Raw genomic sequence first — 18,026 nt, forward strand, 5'->3', positions numbered from 1 at the left:
GCGATTCCGAATGGGTGCGGGGCGTTCAGTTCTTCAAAAAGGACACTGGGTCCCAGGAAGAAGATGAAGAAGATAACATGATCGCTGTTTGGGGCGACGAAGGTTCATTAGTTATCTCACGGGATGATGGGGCGACGTGGTCGGCAATCTCCCGGGTGCCGTCGACCAATGAATATATAGATGAACGTATACGTGCCGCATCTACGCTGCCGGACGATTTCGTCTGGGGCAGCATCAGGGACAGCACCATTCTCAACGATTACCAAACGGTTGCCGCGTGGGACGACACTGGCTCGCTGGCCCTCTCGGATGACGGTGGAATAACGTGGGACGTCACCGTGAACTTTCGGGAAAACGGTCAATTCCACAATTCCGAATGGGTGCGGGACGTTCAGTTCCTCAAAAAGGACACTGGGTCCCAGGAAGAAGATGAAGAAGATAACATGATCGCTGTTTGGGGCGACGAAGGTTCATTAGTTATCTCACGGGATGATGGGGCGACGTGGTCGGCAATCTCCCGGGTGCCGTCGACCGATGAATATATAGATGTTGGATCCGTCCCATCATCGACCGAGGTGTCGTATGTAGATGGTGGCAGCGGCGTCTTGTTATGGAATCCCCAAGCGAAGTCGATGCTTCACCTTGAGTTGAATGAGTGTGGTCTGGTGGCTTCGCAGGCAGGCAACATCTTCAATAAGATCGAAGTTCCGGACAGTATCCGGTCGGTTTGGGTCGACGCGAACGATCATCAGGCGCACTTGCAAACCGGAAGCGGGCGCCTGTTCAAGTCCGTCATGACCGAACCAACGACAGATAAGACTGCTGCGGAAGGTGGCGACACCGGCAAGAATGATACGGGCAATGCCTGCAGCGTGACAGGTATACTGCTTGACGAAACCGGCACTGAGGATGGGCGCGAGTTCGCGTGGGCTGAAGAAAAGGGGTTCCGCGAATTCCTGACCAGCAATGAGGCCGTAAAGAACCTTGGCATCGCGGCGAACGGCGAGACGCAGTTTGTCCAAAGCCAGAATGGCAATCTGGCGTTCCGGCCCGGACCGGGGCACGCATGGTCGACAGTGGATCGGGATGGTGATGGGCTGAAGGTCGGGTCCCTTAGAGGTGAGGCGGCACCTATCGGCGATTCGGTCCAGTCCGCAACAACCATGGCTTGGACCACTGAAGACGGATCGACTGGCGACGCCGCAATCCTGATGTTTGCAACCGATCAGCACCATATCGGCTACACGCTGTTCAGGTTGGAAGGCGAACCACCGACGTCAAAGCCTTATGATTGGAACAGCTTCCATACGGCTGATGCCGGATTGCCGTGGCGAGACCATTCGGAGATTGCCGACATCGCAGTCTATAGCAGTGACGCTGGGACCGAGCCGATCGAGGACCCACTGTTCACGATCCTCATGCTCACGACGCAGGGCGATCTCGCAGTGGCCAATGCGCACAACTTCGACACGTTGATGGACAACATCAATGCGACGTTGGACAATAAATCGCGGCCAGTGACAGAAATGGTTGATGAACTGCAGAAACACTTTGCCGACGAGAATCTGCCGCCGCATATGCGCGACAGCGTCGCACCGCTTCTTTCGTTCCTGGCGCGCGAAGCGGCGGCTGATGCTCGCGAAGGTCGGACGAGGCGGTCGTCGCTCGATAAGCATCTCGGTGAGACAACGATCCCTCGTGTTTTCAGCGTCGTTGTGATCTTTTACGTGGTGCATCTCTTCATTCGGCTGCAGCAGTATTATGCCAAGATCGCTGCGCATCATGACGCTCGTGCCGATGCAATCCTTCTGATACCGAGCTATGGCAAGATCCAGCAGAACATGGCCTATCCTGATCTCGTGGACGCGCTATCGGCGGAGAACGTCGGTTTCGGCAGGATGCCCAAGGAGGTTGTGGCGCAAGCCACCGAGATGGCCAAGGGCTTCAATCCACGCAGTTCGTGAGCGTGACCGTGAAACCCGCTACCCGCCCCTACCAGTTGAAGCGCAGACCTGCCCCGAGGAACGGCTGGCTGTCGTAGTCGGAACTGGCGAGCGCCGTCCCGTTGCGGTCCTCAAGTCTCAATTCGCCGCCGACGGGGCCGGCAACCGAACCAACCATCACGCCGATGGCCCAGATCGAGGTGGCCTTGCTGTGAAGATGGCGCGGGAAGGCGTCGACCACGATCGTCTGACCGAGCGGGATCAGCGGTGCGCCCACAAGGCCCTGCACAAAGCGCCAGACGGTCACCTCGATCAGCGTTTCAGACATGCCGCAACCGATCAGCGTGATCGTGTAGCCCGCGGTTGCGAAGAGGAAGAGGTTCTTCCTTCCGAACCGGTTCGAGAACCATCCTGCCGTTGCCGTTGCCGTGGCACTGCCCAGCATGAAGCCGATCAGGACCCAGGCCATCTGGTCGGGCGTTGTCGAGAACGTGCCCTGCATGTGGGGCAGCGCAACCGAGACGATGGTCCAGGTGAAGTCGTAGGCCATGGTCGCGAGCGTCGCGAAGGCCACCAGCATGACGAAACGAAGACCGGTCGGCCGCTCGACGTCGTCGGTCACCGCAGGACCGCCATCCTCGTCGGCGGCGGTTGCTTCCGCGGTCATTGTCCTGGCAGCACGTCCGCGAGAACGTCGTCAACCACGCCGTCGAAGGTACGTTCCTGACCGGTATCGATCGACACGGTCACGGTCATGCCCGAACGCAGCAGGGTCATGTCACGGCCGGACTCGAGCCGCAGGCGAACGGGAACGCGCTGGACAACCTTCACCCAGTTGCCGGTCGAGTTCTGGGGCGGCAGCAAGGCGAACTCGGCACCGGTTGCCGGACTGATCGAATCGACGGTCGCCGGCCAAACGATGTCGGGATAGGCATCGACCACCACGGTGGCCTGCTGGCCGACCTGAACATGGGTCAGATCGACCTCCTTGAGATTGACCTCGATCCAGGGTTTGCCGATCGCGACGAGCGCGAAGACGGGGTCGCCTGCCTCGATATACTCGCCGACCTCCAGCAGCACCTGCGAGAGCGTGCCGTCCATCGGTGCGGTCACCAGGGTGCGTGAGAGGTCGAGCGAGGCTTCGCGCCGCATGGCTTCGGCCGCACGGTACATCGGCTGGTTCTCGACCGGGGCATCGATCGCGCCACCGAGATCGGCCAGCACGACGAGGTTCTGTTCGCGCAGCACCGCGACGTCCCGGCGCGCGGCTGCCAGCTCGTGGGCCGCTTCATCGAGCCTGGCTTGTGCGCCGGCGCCATCGGCCACCAGCGAGGCCTGACGATCATGCTCGCCCTGGAGGTAGCGGATATCCTCTTCCTTGGCGGCGATCTCGGCCTCGCCCCGGCGATAGAGCGCACGCAGAGCAGCGACCTCCTGCTCGACCGCGGCCATCTCGGCCTCGGCCGCGGCGATCGCGATGCCGAACGGTTCGGGATCGATCTCGAACAGTGGCACACCGAGCTCGACCCGGTCGTAGTCGGTGACAAAGACGCGTACCACGCGGCCGTCGACCTCGGAGCCGATGTTGACGATGTCGGTCTTCACATAGGCGTTTTCGGCGGTCACATAGCGCCCGCTGGCCAAATACGCCTCCACCGCGATCCACACGGCTATGGTGGGCACGCCCACCATCAGCACGACACGGATGAGGATGCGTCTTAAACGCCGCATGCGTTTCGTCCGCTTCCACGAGGCCACAACCGCGAGGCCTCACCTGTCGCCCCTTAGACCCAAATCGGCGGCTTGGCAATGGAGCTGACAAGGGCCCCGGGCAGGTGCCACGAACCTGTGTCATCCCGTCGTTGTGCCCATGCAATGAGTCCCCGGCGCCTGTCACATGGGGCGCTGCTGCGAAGGCCTTGAGGTTCCATGCGCAAGGTCGATTTCCTGATTGCCGGTGCCCAGAAAGACGGGACCTCGGCACTCGATGCCGTGATGCGCCGGCACGCTGATGTCGGTATGTTCCGGGTCAAGGAGCCGCACTGTTCGACACCGGGCCTTTCTTCGACGACGACGTCGATCTCAAGGTCTATCGCCGCGCCTTCCCGATGGAACGCGACGTCAGGGTGATCGGCGAGGCGATGTCGGACTATCTCTACCGGCCGCACGCCTTCGATCGCATCCGTGCCTGCAGCCCGTCCATAGCCTGTCCATGAAGATCGTCGTGTTGCTGCGGCATCCGGTCGACCGGCCCATCTCCCTCCTGTCGCTCGGTGGCTTTCTCAGCCTCCGCCGCGCCGCGCCTGCCGAGCAGCCCGGCGCGCATCAGGGGCGTTACGATCAGCCGATGGCAGCCGCCACGAGGACGCGGCTCCTGGCGTTCTATGCCGACGAGGTCGACGAGTTGGAAGCCATTGCTGAACCGGGATCGAGACCGTCGATGCCAACCGTGATGTAGGTTGGCCCCGAGCCCACGACCTCGCGCGCCCAGTCGATGGCCGCATCCGTCGGTCTGCCGGCCCCCCGCAGCCCGATGATTGATATGGCGCCTGGGACCGACCAGCCCTTTCTCGACCGCACGGCGGAACGGGGTGGCGTGGTTGAGCTTGATTCCAAACAGCATGTCGACGCTGCCTTCGTGGTCGAAGCCGTTGATCCGGCGAATCGCCGATGTCGGCCACGCGGCAGGTCTCGAACGGTGAGACGCCTGTGGCAAGATGGGGGCCGCGGATGTTAATCGACATCTCGCAAATCTGCGCCGGGTCGTAACTAGAGGCGTGCGCCGTCGCGCGCAATCGTGCCGTCGTCGAAGGGCAGGCCGAAGAGCGCAATGTCGACGCCGTCGGGTCTGTCCTGGCGTGCAGCGCGGAGCAGACTGTCGGGGCTGATGAACGGTGCGGCGCTGGCCGCCGTCTTCAGAGGTTCCGTCGCCATCTCATGCCTCCTCGAACACGCTGCGCGGGATGCGCTTCAGCACTGTAAAGCAGGTCATCACGACCGTGACGCCTTCGACCAGACGCCCTTGGATGAACACCATCCTGCGCCCCCGTTTGACCACGTCGCCGGGGCATTCGAGCCAGTCGCCAAGCCGGGCCGAAGAGGCGAATTCGCAGTTGAGCGACCCCGTGACGCAGGCTTCGGCCTTCGGGTCCTCCCGGTAGAACCAGTCGATGCCGGTCAGCCCCGCATCGGCAAAGGCAGTCAACATGCCGCCCTGAATCGTCTTGAGGCCGTTGCGGTGTTTCCTCTGAACACGCCGACCGGCGACACGGCCGTTCTCGTCGTTGCGGAAGGAGATGGGTCCGACGACATTCTCGAACCGCTCGTTGTCGTAGATCACGTGGAAACCGGTCGGCGGGTTGTCCGGATTGTCTTCGTCCATGGCTGGCCTCGTCCTGGGAGGCGGCATTGTGGTGTTGTTCGCTTGCGGAACAGGTCTTGTCGGCTGGCGCGCCATGCTCCAGCCTTCCATCGACGAGGAGGAGCACACCATGACCATCGCACCCGAAAAGCAGACGGCGCTCGACTGGGTCGACGCCAACCGTCAGCAGCTCTCGGACTGGCACAGCACGATCTGGGACTTTCACGAGCCGGCCTGGCGCGAATACAAGTCCGCGGACTGGTACGTCGATCGCCTGCGCAAGGAAGGCTTCGAGGTCGAGGAGGGCTCCGGCGGCATGGCGACCGCGTTCTGTGCGGAGTGGTCAAACGGTGACGGCCCGACAATCGGCTCCTATGCCGAGTACGATGCCGTGCCCGGCAACAACCAGGACCGTGTACCCTACCGCAAACTCCGCAAGGGCATTCATCATGCTGCGGCCGGCCATACCGACCCGCACTCGGCGCTCGGCATGGCGGCGCTCGGTGGCATTCTTGCCGCGAAGGCAGCGATGGAGGCGCACGGAATCAAGGGCCGCCTGAAGTTCCTGGGCGAGCCTGCCGAGAAGGTCTGCGGTTCGAAGCCCGTGCATGCCGCCAGGGGCTATTACGACGACATGGATGCGGCGATCTCGTTCCACCCGTCGTTCGGCGGCTTGAGGACGAACACGACCGTCTGGGACACCCACTGTGGCAGCTACTGGAGTTGCATCTACAACTTCATCTGCGACGAACCGGAGACGTGGCGCAGTCCTTCCGCGCCTGGCCCGCAGACCGAACACACGATTGCACGCGCGCCGGGCGCCAACGACGCGCTCTGCCTGATGTACACGACCACGAAGTACACCAAGGAATCGATGCTGCCGCACATCGGCACCTGGACGCTGAACGAGGCGCTGCTGGCCACGGGCGATGCGACCAGCGACAACCTCGCGCCCCGTTTCAGCCAAATCCAGTACTCCTGGCGCTCCCCGGTCCTGGAAATGCAGCAGCGCATCGGGGAGGTGCTCGACAACAACGCCGAGCAGGTCGCCAAGATCACTCATTGCCGTGTCGAGAAGCGCTGGGTCACCAAAACCCGTGTCGGCCTTCCGAACCACGCCATTGCCGAGTTGACCTACAGCAACCTGGAGCTTGTCGGCGGGCCACAATGGGGCGACGACGCGGTCTCGTTCTGCCGCGAGCTCCAGACGAACCTCGGGCTCGAAGCCATGGATCAGCCGATCCTGGATGCCATGATCGACCTCTGTCCGCCGGAAGAGAGTGAAGCGCAGCTGCGCGCCATGCTGCCGCCCTGGCAACGCAACTATACGTCGGACGATTATGTCGACTGGACCTGGCACACACCGACGGTGCGTCTGATCGTCGGGCGTTGCACGCTGAAGGGACCCGAGGGCTACAGTTATCCCGGGTGGTCGTGGAACGCCTTGGGTGGCTATTCGCCGACGATCGACCCCACCATCATTTGTGCGGCCAAGACGATCGGAGCCACGGCGATCGATCTCCTGACGCGCCCCGAGGAGCTTCAAAAGGCGCGCGACGAATTCAATGACAGGACCGGCGGCGGTCTTGGCGGGTCCTCATGGGTGCCGCCGCTGCTGCCCGCCGATTTCGATCCCCCGACGGGCTTCCATTGGCCCGAATACGTCACCACGCTGCGCGGAGAGGCGTGGTACGTGCCAGATACGGCCCAGGAACCGTGATCAGGTTACAGACAAGGCAGTATTCTCGAATCCGCTGTTTGCAGATCGGATCGAATTCGGTCTAATGGCTTCAGGCGGTGGGGCATGCCGCAAGAAACGCTCAAACATTCGCGGGAGGCGGGACGAAATGTTCCTGCAGCATATTCATTTGAAGCATAGGGGGCGGCGATCATGCTGAAACTGATCGCCCGGAGACTGGCGCTGGGCCTTTTGACCCTGCTGGTGGTCTCTGTGATCATCTTCATCGGCACCGAGATTCTTCCGGGCGATGTGGCGACGGCCATTCTCGGCCAGTCCGCCACCGAGGAGAACACGGCTGCTATCCGCGAACAGCTCGGTCTCAACCGGCCGCCGCACGAACGCTACCTCAGTTGGCTGGGGGCCTTCGTTCAGGGCGATCTCGGTACCTCGCTGGGCAACCGCAGGCCCATCGCGCCCCAGATCGGCTTCCGTTTCGAGAACACCATGATGCTCGCGGCGCTCGCCGCCCTGATTGCCGTGCCGCTTGCCATCGGCCTCGGCCTCATTTCGGCGATCAAGCAGGGCACGCCGCTGGATCGTGGTATCTCGGTTGGCAGCCTGATGGCGATTTCGGTGCCTGAGTTCTTCATCGGTTACGTTCTGATCCTCATCGTGGCGGTGGAACTGTCCTGGTTACCAAGTCTCTCCAACGTCAACGACAGGATGGACTTCGGTGATCGGCTGGAGGCCATGGCGCTCCCGGCCATAACGCTCACGCTGGTCACTCTGGCGCACATGATGCGCATGACCCGTGCCGCGGTGATCGGCGTCATGAGCAGCTCCTACATCGAGATGGCACATCTGAAGGGCGTGAAGTACTGGCGAATCGTCGTCCAGCACGCCCTGCCCAATGTGCTGTCGCCAATCATCACCGTTGTCATGCTGAACCTCGCCTACCTTGTCGTCGGCGTGGTCGTCGTGGAGGTGGTCTACACCTATCCCGGCATGGGCCAATACATGGTGGACTCGGTGTCCAAACGTGATGTTCCGGTGGTGCAGGCCTGCGGCCTGATCTTCGCCGGCGTATGGGTCCTTCTCATCCTGGCCGCGGATATCGCCTCAATTCTGGCGAACCCGCGTCTCAGGCATCCGAAGTAAGGGAGGGCAAGATGGTAACCACATCCGAAACCGCCCAATGGGTCCGTCCCACCAAAATGATGATGGTGAAGCAGTTCTTCGCCGAAATGCCGCTGACCGCACGCGTCGGCATGGTCATCATCCTCATCAACCTCTTTGTCGTGGTCTTTGCCGGGGTGATCGCACCCTATGGTGAGACCGAGCTTGTGACCGACGTCTGGGCACCGCCCAGCGCCGAGAACTGGCTCGGTGGCGATCAGCTCGGCCGCGACATGCTGACGCGCATCATCTACGGCGCGCAGACCACCATCACCATCGCCTTCGTCGCGACGCTGCTGTCATTCGTGATGGGAATCGTCGCCGGCTTTGCTGCGGCGATCCTGGGCGGCATCGTCGATATGCTGCTTTCGCGTATCGTCGAAGCGCTGATGGCCATTCCTACCCTGATCCTGGCGCTGGTCGTGATCTCGGTCTTGGGAACGGAGGTGGTGATCCTCGTCATGGTCATCGCAGTCCTCGACTCGACCCGTGTGTTCCGCCTGTCGCGTGCCATTGCGATGGACGTGGTGGTCATGGAGTACGTCGAAGCCGCACGGCTCAGGGGCGAGAGGCTCTGGTGGATCATGACCCGCGAGGTTCTGCCCAACACGGTCATGCCGCTGGTCGCCGAGTTCGGCCTGCGTTTCGCGTTCGCCTTCCTGTTCATCGCTTCGCTCAGCTTCCTGGGCCTGGGCATCCAGCCGCCTCTGGCGGACTGGGGCGGGATGGTGCGTGAGAACGCCACCGCGATCATCTACGGCATTGCCGCGCCGCTTTATCCGGCCGGTGCCATCGCCGTGCTGGCCATCGGTGTGAACCTTCTGGTCGATTATGTGCTGGCGCGTTCGAACCGTTCGGCGGCCGCGGAGTTTGACGGATGAGCGAAGCTCTTCTTCTCGACATGCAGGCGTTGCGCATCGAAGCGCGCGGTGCCGACGGCAATCCCTTCCGTATCGTCGACGACGTCGATGTTGTGCTCAAACGCGGCGAGGTCCTCGGCCTGATCGGCGAGTCCGGTGCGGGCAAGTCGACCATAGGCCTGGCGTCGATGTGTTTCGCTCGGCCGGGCTGCAAGATCACCGGCGGCAGGATTTTCTTCGACGGAACGGATCTCCGCACCCTGTCCGAAGATCAGGTCCGCCAAATGCGCGGGGTGAACGCCGCTTACATTGCCCAGAGCGCGGCAGCCTCGTTCAATCCGGCCAGGCGGCTCAACGATCAGGTCACCGAAGCGGCCGTTCGCCACAACGTGATGAGTGTCGGTGATGCCACGGTGCGCGCCGAAGAGCTTTACGGAAAGCTCGACCTGCCCGATCCCAACAACATCGGACGGCGTTATCCGCATCAGGTCTCGGGCGGCCAGTTGCAGCGTGTCATGTCGGCCATGGCGATGACCTGTGGTCCCGATCTTCTGGTTCTGGACGAGCCCACCACGGCGCTCGACGTGACCACCCAGATCGAGGTGCTGGCCACTGTTCGTGACCTGATCCGTAACAACAACACCGCGGCGCTCTATATCACCCACGATCTCGCGGTCGTGGCCCAGATCGCCGATCGCATCATGGTGTTGCGCTACGGCGTCAAGGTCGAGGAGGGCCCGACCGAGCAGATCCTGCATGATCCTCATGAGGCCTATACCAGGGAGCTGATCTCGGCGCGGACCGAGGAGATCAACACCAAGGTCTTCACCGGCATGCCGGAGAACCCGGTGCTGCGGATCAAGGACGTCACAGCGAGCTATGACGGCAACGTCGATGTTCTCAAGAACATCTCCGTCAACATTGGCGCTGGCGAGACGGTCGCCGTGGTCGGTGAATCCGGTTCGGGCAAGTCCACACTCGCCCGTGTGGTCACCGGTCTGCTGCCGCCTCACAAGGGGCATGTCGAGTTTGACGGTGCCCAGTTCTCGCTGGCTCTGAAGGACCGCCAGAAGGAGCAGCTGCGCAAGGCGCAGATGATCTACCAGATGCCGGACGTGGCGATGAATCCGCGCCAGCGCATCTCGGAGATCATCGGCCGGCCGCTCACCTTCTACTTCGGCCTGACCGGCAAGAAGCGCGAGGATCGCATGTTCGAACTCCTCGAGGAGATCGACATGGGGCCGGAGTTCGCCGATCGCTTCCCCGGCCAGCTTTCCGGTGGTCAGAAGCAGCGCGTCTGCATTGCGCGTGCACTCGCCGCCGATCCGGAACTGATCATCTGCGACGAGGTGACGTCCGCACTCGACCAGGTCGTCGCCGCCGGCATTCTCAAGCTGCTCGACCGGCTGCAGAAGGAAAAGAACCTGGCCTACATGTTCATCACCCATGACCTTGGCATCGTGCGAAACATTGCCGACCGGACCGTGGTGATGTTCCAGGGCGAGGTGGTCGAACAGGGTACGACCGAGCAGATCTTCAGCGACCAGAAAGAGGCCTACACGCGCAAGCTGATCGCCTCGACGCCGGAGATGCGTATCGACTGGCTCAATGAGGTGCTGCGCGATCGTGGCGATCTCTTCGAAATCGACGCCGAAAAGCACAGTCGCTCTTAGGGAAGAAATCGATATGGACACGCGAAAATCCGCGGCGCGAACCGAAGATGGATCGACACCGCTGCACGACGCGGCAGAATCTGGCACAGCGGAGAACGTGAAAGACCTGATCGCCGCCGGGGCCGAATTGCACGATCGACGGCATGGCACCGATGATGCTCGAGACCGTCGATTCTGTGAATTGACAGAAACGGCTGCGGCTGCCCACGCTTCGCGCTACCCAAACTGGAGACGTACTTTCGATGGCTCGCCTCGAAGACATGGATCAGGGCCTGGCCACGTTCCTGCGTGACCGGGAAACACCGGATGTGCCGGGATCGGCCTGGGTCGACCCACCACCCCCGGCGGCGCGGCGCGTGGCGCTGATCTCGTCGGCCGGCCTGAAGCTGCCGGGTGACCGCCCTTTCTCGGAAGGATCGAACGATTATCGGGTGATCCCCGCGGAGCGTGCCAGGGATGTGGTGATGGACCACGTGTCGGTGTCGCACGACCGCACCGGCTTCCATCATGATGTCAACATCGTCTTCCCGCTCGCACGTCTGCAGGAGCTGGCGGATGGCGGTGTGATCGGCAGCGTGGCCGACTTCCACTATTCGTTCATGGGTGCCACTGACCCCAACGAGATGGAGGCCCATGCCCGCCAGCTTGCCGGTGTCATGAAGGCCGATGGCGTCAACACGGTTGTCCTGACCCCTGTCTGACCCCTTTGCACGTGCGCCGTGAGCGGACTGGCGAAGTTTCTGGAAGACGAAGGCCTTGCGACCACCCTGATCGCGCTGGTGCGCGGCCAGGCGGAAGACGTGAAACCACCACGGGCGCTCTGGGTCCCGTTCCCGCTGGGACGGCCCTTCGGCGTGGCTGGCGATGCCGCCTTCCAGACCCGTGTTCTGAGCACAGCCCTCGCGCTGCTGGACCGCTCTTCCGGCCCGATCCTGGAGGATTTCCCGGACGAGGCACCCGCCGACGTCATCGAAGACGACGGTGAGGGCTGGGTCTGCCCGGTCGCCTTCCCCAAGCCGGCGGCCGTCAGCGAAGGCGAGCAGCTTCATGCCGTTCTGGCGGAGATCAGCGGGCTGGCACCCTAGCATGAAGTCAGCGTGAGCAAGCGGGGTCGCACATCGGCCGCGTCATCCGGTTTGAAGACCGACGATGCGGCACGTTTCCTGTCCCGCTTCACTGCGACCCCCGGCATGGGCAGCCCGATGGAGGGTGTCGCGGTGGCAGACGCCCTGCGCCTGGCTGCCGAGGATATCAAGGCCTACTACTTCGAGGCCGCGACCGCACAGCCGGGCAAGGGTTCGACAGATGGTGCGATGCAATGGTTCTGGTTCGAGACCCAGGCGGCGCAGCTGATCAGGGACCTGCGTGACGTCTGCATGACGTCCGAGGATCAGGCCATCTTCGATGTCGGCGACTTCATGCTGATCGACACGTTGTCCGACGGCCCGGCACCGGGCATGTCGAACTGATCGTTTCGGGTGGAAACCGTTCAGGATTCCTCCCCGCGACGTGACGCCGGTTCAGTCTCTGATCGTGATCATGCTGTCGGCGTCGTCGACGATGTGTCCGATAACGACGGCGTCGGTGTCTCCGGCCTCGTGCAGGGCCGTAATGCAGGCTTCTGCCCTGTTGGCCGGTATCCCCGCCAGAAGGCCCCCGGCGGTCTGGGGGTCGAAGACGATCGGGTCGATGGTGCCGGGATCGAGCAGGCCTTCGAGGGCGGCCACGTTGCCGGGATGGAGCGTGCTGGCGATGCCCCTTGACAGGAGCGCGCGCGCGCCGGGGTAGACCGGCAGGACGCCGAGCGTTATCGCCGCCGCCACGCCCGAGGCTGCGAGCATCTCGTGCAGGTGGCCGGCGAGCCCGAAGCCGGTGATGTCGGTCATGGCGTGAATGCCGTGTTCAAGGAAGACGTCCGCCGCCGGGCCGTTCGAGCGCTGCATGGCTGCGACGGCAGCCTCGATCCATGCGCTCTCGGCTTTGCCGCGCATGTCGGCAGCAAACAGTGTGCCGGTTCCCAGCGGCCGCGTCAGGATCAGTGCGTCGCCGGCTTTCAGCCCCGACTTGCGGACAAGGCGATCGGGATCGGCGAAGCCGGTCACTGTAAGGCCCAGGCTGGCGCGCTCGCTTCCCGTCGTGTGCCCGCCCACCAGCGCGCAGTCCTCGACCCGCAGGATCGAGAGCACACCTTCGATCATCTGGACCAGGTCGTCTTCCATGGCGTCCGGCGTGCCGGGCAGAAGGCCGACAAGCGCAAGTGCGGCGACCGGTGCCGCGCCCATGGCATGAACATCCGACAGGGCGTGAACGGCTGCGATGCGGCCGAAGACCCACGGATCGTCGACGAATGCAGGGAACTGATCGACCGTCTGCACAGCGACCTGGCCGGGCGGCGGCGCGATGACCGCCGCGTCATCAGGGGCTTCGAGACCCGTGATCACCTCCGAACGGCTCGGAAGATCGAGCCTTTCAAGGGCTCGCTGCAGGATACGCGCGGGCACCTTCGCACCGCAGCCGCCGCAGCGCATGGGCGTGTCGTCCATCTCCGGTATCGCGGGAAGCTGCTGGTACTTCTCCATCCATACCCGATCAATCCGGTCCTTCCAGCGCCAGGCCCAGTCGCCGTCGAAAGCCAGGCTGCCCCAGGATCCGATGGCGTGCTGCCGTCCGGTCGAGATCAGCGCCATGGTGCGGTGCTGGGGTATGAACGGCTCGAGCGGGCGTCCGGCGGCAATGTTGCGAAGCTGGCGCGCGAGCAGGGGCCCCTGGCGCACGGCGTAGACCCCGTTCTTGACCAGCGGCTGCTCGGTGAAGCCGGCAACGTCGCCGGCGGCAAAGACGTTGACGTGGGAATGCGAGCGCAGAAAGCGGTCGACCGCGATGAAACCACCGTCGTCGAGCGCAAGTCCGGTGTCGCGCAGCCAGCCCGGTGCCGCCGCCCCCGTGACCAGGACGGTCGTGTCGACGGGAATCTCCGTGCCGTCGACACAGAGAACATGATCCTCGGCGACCCGCGCCACATGACGTTCGAGGTGGACAGCCACGCTGTCACGCGTCATGGCGTCGGCCATGCGACGACGGGCGCCTGGGTTGTGCCGTGGCAGCAGGGTGTCGCCATCTGTGACCAGCGCCGCGCGAACACGGGTCGGATCATCGCCCTCGGCGCTCAGCCGCTCCCGTACACGGTTGGCGAGACCGAGGCAGACTTCGGCACCGCCGGCACCGCCGCCCACGACCGTCAGGTGCCAGGGACCGTCACTCGCCAGCACCGCATCCTCCACCGCCATCCAGCGGTCGAGAAAGAGGTCGACGGGTTTGACCGGCAGTGCGCGCTCGGCGCCTTCGATATCGGCGACGACCGGTGTCGAGCCGATGTCGATCATGGCGACATCGAAACGAAGCGGGGGCCGTCCGGCGAACGTCACAATCCGTGCTTCGGGATCGAGTCCGGTCGCCGGCGCATGGATGAGGCGTGCGCCGGCCCGCGCGCACAACGGCCTGAGGTCGATGTGCGCCTCGGCGTGGCTGTAGATGCCGGCCAGATAGCCCGGCAACATGCCAGAGTAGGGCGTCACCGTATCGCGCGCCACGACCGTCAGCCGAACGCCGGGCACGGGTGCCATGGCGGCGCTGCGCAGCACCTCGACATGGGCATGGCCGCCACCGATCAGCACGACATCGAGCAGGGTCTGGCTGGTGGGGGTCATGACTCCGGTCGTCAGATTTGGCGGAAGGGAGTGGGAGTCGAACCCACCAGGCACGTCATACGCCCCTCACCGGTTTTGAAGACCGGGCGGCCCACCGGAACCGAATCCCCTCCGTCCGTGCCCGCCATGGCTAGCCCGGTGCTCGGGCAGGGTCCATGCATTTCCGATCACGAATCCGTCGTGCCGCCTCATGACGCGATCTTCTCGACATGGAGCTGGAAGAGCGGTGCCATGATCGGCTTGAGCGTGCGGTCTGGCGTGCGCTGCGCGATCTGACGCCGTTCTGGCGCCACTGAGAGAGCTGACGATCAGGGTACCTGTGGGGCTTGGCGCAGGTCTCCACGCCTCCGGGTCACGCCCCTTCGGTCGAGATACTCCAGCAGGTCGATCGCCAGGTTGCGGCCGATCCCTGTGCGGTCGCGAAACTGGGCGACCGTAAAGCCATCCGGCTGGGCGGCTGATTCCGCTGCCGCGTCGGCGACGGCGCGGTCGACCTGGCTCGGGGTGAGATAGCGGTTCCTGCCGATTTTCACGGTGAGACCGCAGGCGACCATGCGATCGAGAAATCGCTTCAGGTCGCCCGGTGTCATGTCGAGCCCTTCGGCCAGGGGAAACAGCGCTGGCGGCGAACCCTGCGTGACGTCCAACGCCGCTTCAACCCGTGCCCAGAGCCTGGTATCGGCCTCTTTGAGCGTGACGCGATGAGCGGGACGATGCACGACGGCACCCTGGCGGATCAGATCCCCGTCGCGCGTCAGCGCCCTGATCGCCGCATCAAGAAGCGGCATCGGTGGCCGTGTCGGCAGCAGACGGCGGAGCTCCTGAGCGGTCGGTCCCAGGCGATCGGTGTTCTGACGGTGATCCGTCTCCACGGCCTCGGTGACTGTCGCCATGAGCGCGTTCCAATGATCCTCTCGCAGAACCAGACGCGACTCGACAGCATGGACATCGGATCGACGGATCAGCACATCCGCGTCGTCGGCGGGCAGGTTGCGGGCATTAAGAAAGACAACAGGGTCGAACCCGTTGCGTGCTGTCGCGAGATATCGAACAAAAGCGTCCCTCGTGTCGGCGACTGCACCCAGACGGAGAACGGCAAGGCGCTCGTCCTTCGCGCGACCTCGCGAGGGCCCTCTGGGGTCGAGCACCGTTCCGCCGGCAATCGTTCGTCGGGCAGAGGAGTCGCGAAAGACCAGTCGATCACCGCGTGCGCCTACAAGGGGTTCGTCGGTGACGAGCTGGGCCAGGCCGGTCTGGCCGGGTTCAAGCCGGTTGTGCTCCAGCAGAGCGAGACGCCCTGTGGTGTGGCCGGCGCCATGGTGGGCGTGCACCGGCGTCCAGTGCTTCAGGCCCGTCTTGTTGTCACCGAGAAGGGAGAGTTCCACGTCGATCCGGTAGGACGGTGCCAGGATCTCCGGCGTGACGACCCAGTCGCCGCGTGTGACGTCGTCACGGTCGATGCCCGAGAGGTTCAGGGCCGTCCGCTCGCCCCGGACCGTTTGCTCGGCCGGCGCATCCTGGGCGTGAATGCCGCGGATCCTGACCTCGCGTCCCGATGGCATCAGGACAAGTCGGTCGCCGATCGCAGCGCGGCCGGCATGCACGGTGCCGGTGACCACGACGCCTGCGCCGCGAATGACAAAGACCCGGTCGACGGCCAGTCTGAACCCTCCGGTCGTTTCGGGGGGCGGCAACCGGCTGGCCTCGTTCCGCAGGACCTCCCGAACCTCGTCGATCCCCCGGCCTTCCGGGGCTGCCGTGGCAATGGTGTCCAACACCTTGATGCTGAGGCCCTGGAGCAACGCCTGCGCATCCTCTCGGGCGGCCTCGCAGACGTACGAGGAGACACGATCGGCCTTTGTGACCGCGACAAGCGCGCGGTCGACGCCGAGGAGCGAAAGCACCGTGGCGTGTTCGATGGTCTGGGGCATGACGCCGTCGTCGGCGGCAACGACCAGCAGGCCGAGGTCGATACCGGCGACGCCCGCGACCATGTTGCGCAGGAAACGTTCGTGACCGGGCACGTCGATGAAGCCGATTGTCTTGCCGGAGTCGAGCGGCAGATAGGCATAGCCGAGGTCGATCGTGAGGCCGCGCGACTTTTCCTCGGGAAGGTGATCGGTATCGACGCCGGTCAGGGCACCGATCAGCGCGGTCTTGCCGTGATCGACGTGTCCGGCCGTGGCGACGATCATGGAACGGCGAGGGGCGGGAGTTGCGCGACGAAAGTGTTCTCGTCATCAAGGCAGCGCAGGTCGAGCCGGATCTCACCGTCATGCAGGGTGCCGATAACCGGTTTCGGCAAGCGACGCAGGGCATCCGCCAGCCGTCTCAGCCGGGCGTCCGCGCCGTGGCCGGACTTGGCGGGCCGAATGGCCAGGCCTGCGCTCTCGAGCAGCTCGATCGGCTGGGCGCCACTGCCGATCTGGCTCTTGAGGTCGATGACGGTCACGGCAAACCCGTCGCCGAGGACACTGGCCAGCGGTCCGCGCAACCTCTCCGCCTGGTCCCGGATGACATGCGATGGCCGTGTCAGCAGGCGCAAGGCGGGCAGACGCTCGGGCAGGCGGTCGGGGTTCTCGTAAAGTGCGAGTGTCGCGTCGAGCGCTGCGAGTGTCATCTTGTCGGCGCGCATCGCGCGTTTCATCGGATTCCTCGCGAGCCTGGCGACCAGTTCGGCCCGCCCGGCAATCAGGCCTGCCTGAGGGCCGCCGAGCAGTTTGTCGCCGCTGAAGGTGACGAGATCGGCGCCATCGGCCAAGGTCTCGGCAACAGTCGGTTCCTTGGGCAGGCCCCACCGGGTCAGGTCGACCAGCGTGCCGCTGCCGAGATCGACGGCGAAGGGCAGGCCGTGCTCCCGGGCGAGCCCGGCCAGCTCGGGCTTGGGCACCTCGGCGGTGAAGCCGCGGATCGCGTAGTTGCTGGTGTGCACTTTCAACAGCAGAGCCGTGCGTTGGCCGATCGCATCCTCGAAGTCGCGCCGGTGGGTCCGGTTGGTGGTTCCGACCTCGACCAGACGGCAACCGGCACGCGCCATGATGTCGGGCATGCGAAAGGCGCCGCCGATCTCGATCAGCTCGCCGCGCGAGACCGGCACCTCCTTGCGCAGCGCGAGACTGTTCAGCAGCAGCAAGACGGCTGCGGCATTGTTGTTGACGACGATGGCCGCTTCCGCGCCGGTCAGCCGTCTGATCCGTTCGGTCACAATCGCATCGCGTTCGCCGCGCTTGCCGGACTGCAGATCGAACTCGAGATCAGAGGCACCGCGCGCGGCCTCGGACACAGCCGTGATCGCCTCGTCGGCCATCGGCGCGCGTCCGAGGTTGGTGTGAAGGACCGTGCCGGTGAGATTGAAGACCGGGCGTGGCCTGCCGCTCAGACGACCGATGCAGAACTGTCCCACCGAATCAGCCAAGCCTGAGGCCGAAGCGTCCACAGTCATGCCCTCACGGGCGCGATCACGCAATTCGTCCAGAACGAAGCGCAGGGCCTCGACGGTCAGGCTGCGGCCATAGCTGTCGATCAGCGCAGCAATCTCGTCTGATCGCAGCAGCCGCTCGACAGACGGGGGTCGGAAGGTCTGGTTCATTGCGCTCCACGCACGGTGTCGCAGCGGCCAGCATAG

Annotated in this window: 17 protein-coding genes and 1 tRNA gene; 10 read left to right on the forward strand and 8 right to left on the reverse strand. The window is 64.0% G+C overall.

Annotation, left to right across the window (positions count from 1 at the left end):
- A partial coding sequence (locus tag GDA49_01685; GenBank protein ID MBC6439133.1) for an exo-alpha-sialidase occupies positions 1-1,964 on the forward strand: 1,964 nt, incomplete at its 5' end.
- A gap of 28 nt (positions 1,965-1,992) precedes the next feature.
- Here GDA49_01685 and GDA49_01690 read toward each other — a convergent pair.
- Entirely contained in the window at positions 1,993-2,610 is a 618-nt protein-coding gene (locus tag GDA49_01690) for an MFS transporter (GenBank protein ID MBC6439134.1), read from the reverse strand.
- Positions 2,607-3,674, reverse strand: coding sequence for an HlyD family secretion protein (locus GDA49_01695; protein ID MBC6439135.1), 1,068 nt, complete (start codon positions 3,672-3,674; stop codon positions 2,607-2,609). Before GDA49_01695 ends, GDA49_01690 begins: the two co-directional genes overlap by 4 nt.
- A gap of 198 nt (positions 3,675-3,872) precedes the next feature.
- Here GDA49_01695 and GDA49_01700 point away from each other — a divergent pair, with 198 nt between their 5' ends.
- Positions 3,873-4,073 (forward strand): hypothetical protein, encoded by a 201-nt coding sequence (locus GDA49_01700; GenBank protein ID MBC6439136.1) that lies wholly within the window; start codon positions 3,873-3,875, stop codon positions 4,071-4,073.
- An 82-nt stretch (positions 4,074-4,155) separates the two neighbouring features.
- On the forward strand, positions 4,156-4,401 hold the full coding sequence (locus GDA49_01705) for a hypothetical protein (GenBank protein MBC6439137.1): 246 nt from the start codon (positions 4,156-4,158) through the stop codon (positions 4,399-4,401).
- 311 nt (positions 4,402-4,712) lie between these two features.
- Here GDA49_01705 and GDA49_01710 read toward each other — a convergent pair whose 3' ends face one another.
- Positions 4,713-4,877 (reverse strand): hypothetical protein, encoded by a 165-nt coding sequence (locus tag GDA49_01710; GenBank protein ID MBC6439138.1) that lies wholly within the window; start codon positions 4,875-4,877, stop codon positions 4,713-4,715.
- A gap of 1 nt (position 4,878) precedes the next feature.
- Positions 4,879-5,325 carry a PaaI family thioesterase gene (locus GDA49_01715; GenBank protein MBC6439139.1) on the reverse strand — a complete coding sequence of 149 codons (447 nt, stop codon included), beginning with the start codon at positions 5,323-5,325 and terminating at the stop codon, positions 4,879-4,881.
- A gap of 109 nt (positions 5,326-5,434) precedes the next feature.
- On the opposite strand from GDA49_01715, the gene GDA49_01720 reads away from it, so the two are divergent.
- The 7 genes from GDA49_01720 (at position 5,435) to GDA49_01750 (ending at position 12,163) form a co-directional block, all read left to right on the forward strand.
- Entirely contained in the window at positions 5,435-7,024 is a 1,590-nt protein-coding gene (locus GDA49_01720; GenBank protein ID MBC6439140.1) for an amidohydrolase, read from the forward strand.
- Positions 7,025-7,195: 171 nt separating this feature from the next.
- Entirely contained in the window at positions 7,196-8,143 is a 948-nt protein-coding gene (locus tag GDA49_01725) for an ABC transporter permease (GenBank protein MBC6439141.1), read from the forward strand.
- A gap of 56 nt (positions 8,144-8,199) precedes the next feature.
- Positions 8,200-9,042, forward strand: a complete 843-nt coding sequence (locus GDA49_01730) for an ABC transporter permease (protein MBC6439142.1) — start codon at positions 8,200-8,202, stop codon at positions 9,040-9,042.
- Positions 9,039-10,694: an ABC transporter ATP-binding protein gene (locus GDA49_01735; GenBank protein ID MBC6439143.1), complete on the forward strand. Its 1,656-nt coding sequence runs from the start codon at positions 9,039-9,041 to the stop codon at positions 10,692-10,694. The genes GDA49_01730 and GDA49_01735 overlap by 4 nt, the downstream gene beginning before the upstream one ends.
- A 260-nt stretch (positions 10,695-10,954) precedes the next feature.
- Entirely contained in the window at positions 10,955-11,395 is a 441-nt protein-coding gene (locus GDA49_01740) for a selenoprotein B glycine/betaine/sarcosine/D-proline reductase (GenBank protein MBC6439144.1), read from the forward strand.
- A gap of 18 nt (positions 11,396-11,413) precedes the next feature.
- A complete protein-coding gene (locus GDA49_01745; GenBank protein MBC6439145.1) occupies positions 11,414-11,779 on the forward strand; it encodes a hypothetical protein in 366 nt (121 codons plus the stop codon).
- 12 nt (positions 11,780-11,791) lie between these two features.
- Complete coding sequence (locus GDA49_01750; GenBank protein ID MBC6439146.1) at positions 11,792-12,163, forward strand: hypothetical protein; 372 nt, start codon at positions 11,792-11,794, stop codon at positions 12,161-12,163.
- A gap of 51 nt (positions 12,164-12,214) precedes the next feature.
- On the opposite strand, the gene selD is transcribed toward GDA49_01750, so the two are convergent.
- The 4 genes from selD to GDA49_01770 form a co-directional block, all read right to left on the reverse strand.
- Positions 12,215-14,401, reverse strand: a complete 2,187-nt coding sequence (gene selD / locus GDA49_01755) for a selenide, water dikinase SelD (GenBank protein MBC6439147.1) — start codon at positions 14,399-14,401, stop codon at positions 12,215-12,217.
- A gap of 18 nt (positions 14,402-14,419) precedes the next feature.
- A tRNA-Sec gene (locus tag GDA49_01760) sits at positions 14,420-14,514 on the reverse strand.
- Between the two features lie 195 nt (positions 14,515-14,709).
- Positions 14,710-16,596: a selenocysteine-specific translation elongation factor gene (gene selB / locus GDA49_01765; GenBank protein MBC6439148.1), complete on the reverse strand. Its 1,887-nt coding sequence runs from the start codon at positions 16,594-16,596 to the stop codon at positions 14,710-14,712.
- Positions 16,593-17,990 carry an L-seryl-tRNA(Sec) selenium transferase gene (locus tag GDA49_01770; GenBank protein ID MBC6439149.1) on the reverse strand — a complete coding sequence of 466 codons (1,398 nt, stop codon included), beginning with the start codon at positions 17,988-17,990 and terminating at the stop codon, positions 16,593-16,595. The genes selB and GDA49_01770 overlap by 4 nt, the downstream gene beginning before the upstream one ends.
- Between the last annotated feature and the right edge of the window lie 36 nt (positions 17,991-18,026).

Source organism: Rhodospirillales bacterium (assembly GCA_014323865.1).
Lineage (GTDB): Bacteria > Pseudomonadota > Alphaproteobacteria > SP197 > SP197 > SP197.

Coding starts and splice junctions, on each gene's coding strand:
- selB (MBC6439148.1), bottom strand. CDS start 16,596: ATGATCGTCGCCACGGCCGGACACGTCGATCACGGCAAGACCGCGCTG.
- GDA49_01710 (MBC6439138.1), bottom strand. CDS start 4,877: ATGGCGACGGAACCTCTGAAGACGGCGGCCAGCGCCGCACCGTTCATC.
- GDA49_01700 (MBC6439136.1), top strand. CDS start 3,873: ATGCGCAAGGTCGATTTCCTGATTGCCGGTGCCCAGAAAGACGGGACC.
- GDA49_01770 (MBC6439149.1), bottom strand. CDS start 17,990: ATGAACCAGACCTTCCGACCCCCGTCTGTCGAGCGGCTGCTGCGATCA.
- GDA49_01740 (MBC6439144.1), top strand. CDS start 10,955: ATGGATCAGGGCCTGGCCACGTTCCTGCGTGACCGGGAAACACCGGAT.
- GDA49_01690 (MBC6439134.1), bottom strand. CDS start 2,610: ATGACCGCGGAAGCAACCGCCGCCGACGAGGATGGCGGTCCTGCGGTG.
- GDA49_01725 (MBC6439141.1), top strand. CDS start 7,196: ATGCTGAAACTGATCGCCCGGAGACTGGCGCTGGGCCTTTTGACCCTG.
- GDA49_01735 (MBC6439143.1), top strand. CDS start 9,039: ATGAGCGAAGCTCTTCTTCTCGACATGCAGGCGTTGCGCATCGAAGCG.
- selD (MBC6439147.1), bottom strand. CDS start 14,401: ATGACCCCCACCAGCCAGACCCTGCTCGATGTCGTGCTGATCGGTGGC.
- GDA49_01695 (MBC6439135.1), bottom strand. CDS start 3,674: ATGCGGCGTTTAAGACGCATCCTCATCCGTGTCGTGCTGATGGTGGGC.
- GDA49_01715 (MBC6439139.1), bottom strand. CDS start 5,325: ATGGACGAAGACAATCCGGACAACCCGCCGACCGGTTTCCACGTGATC.
- GDA49_01720 (MBC6439140.1), top strand. CDS start 5,435: ATGACCATCGCACCCGAAAAGCAGACGGCGCTCGACTGGGTCGACGCC.
- GDA49_01705 (MBC6439137.1), top strand. CDS start 4,156: ATGAAGATCGTCGTGTTGCTGCGGCATCCGGTCGACCGGCCCATCTCC.
- GDA49_01730 (MBC6439142.1), top strand. CDS start 8,200: ATGATGATGGTGAAGCAGTTCTTCGCCGAAATGCCGCTGACCGCACGC.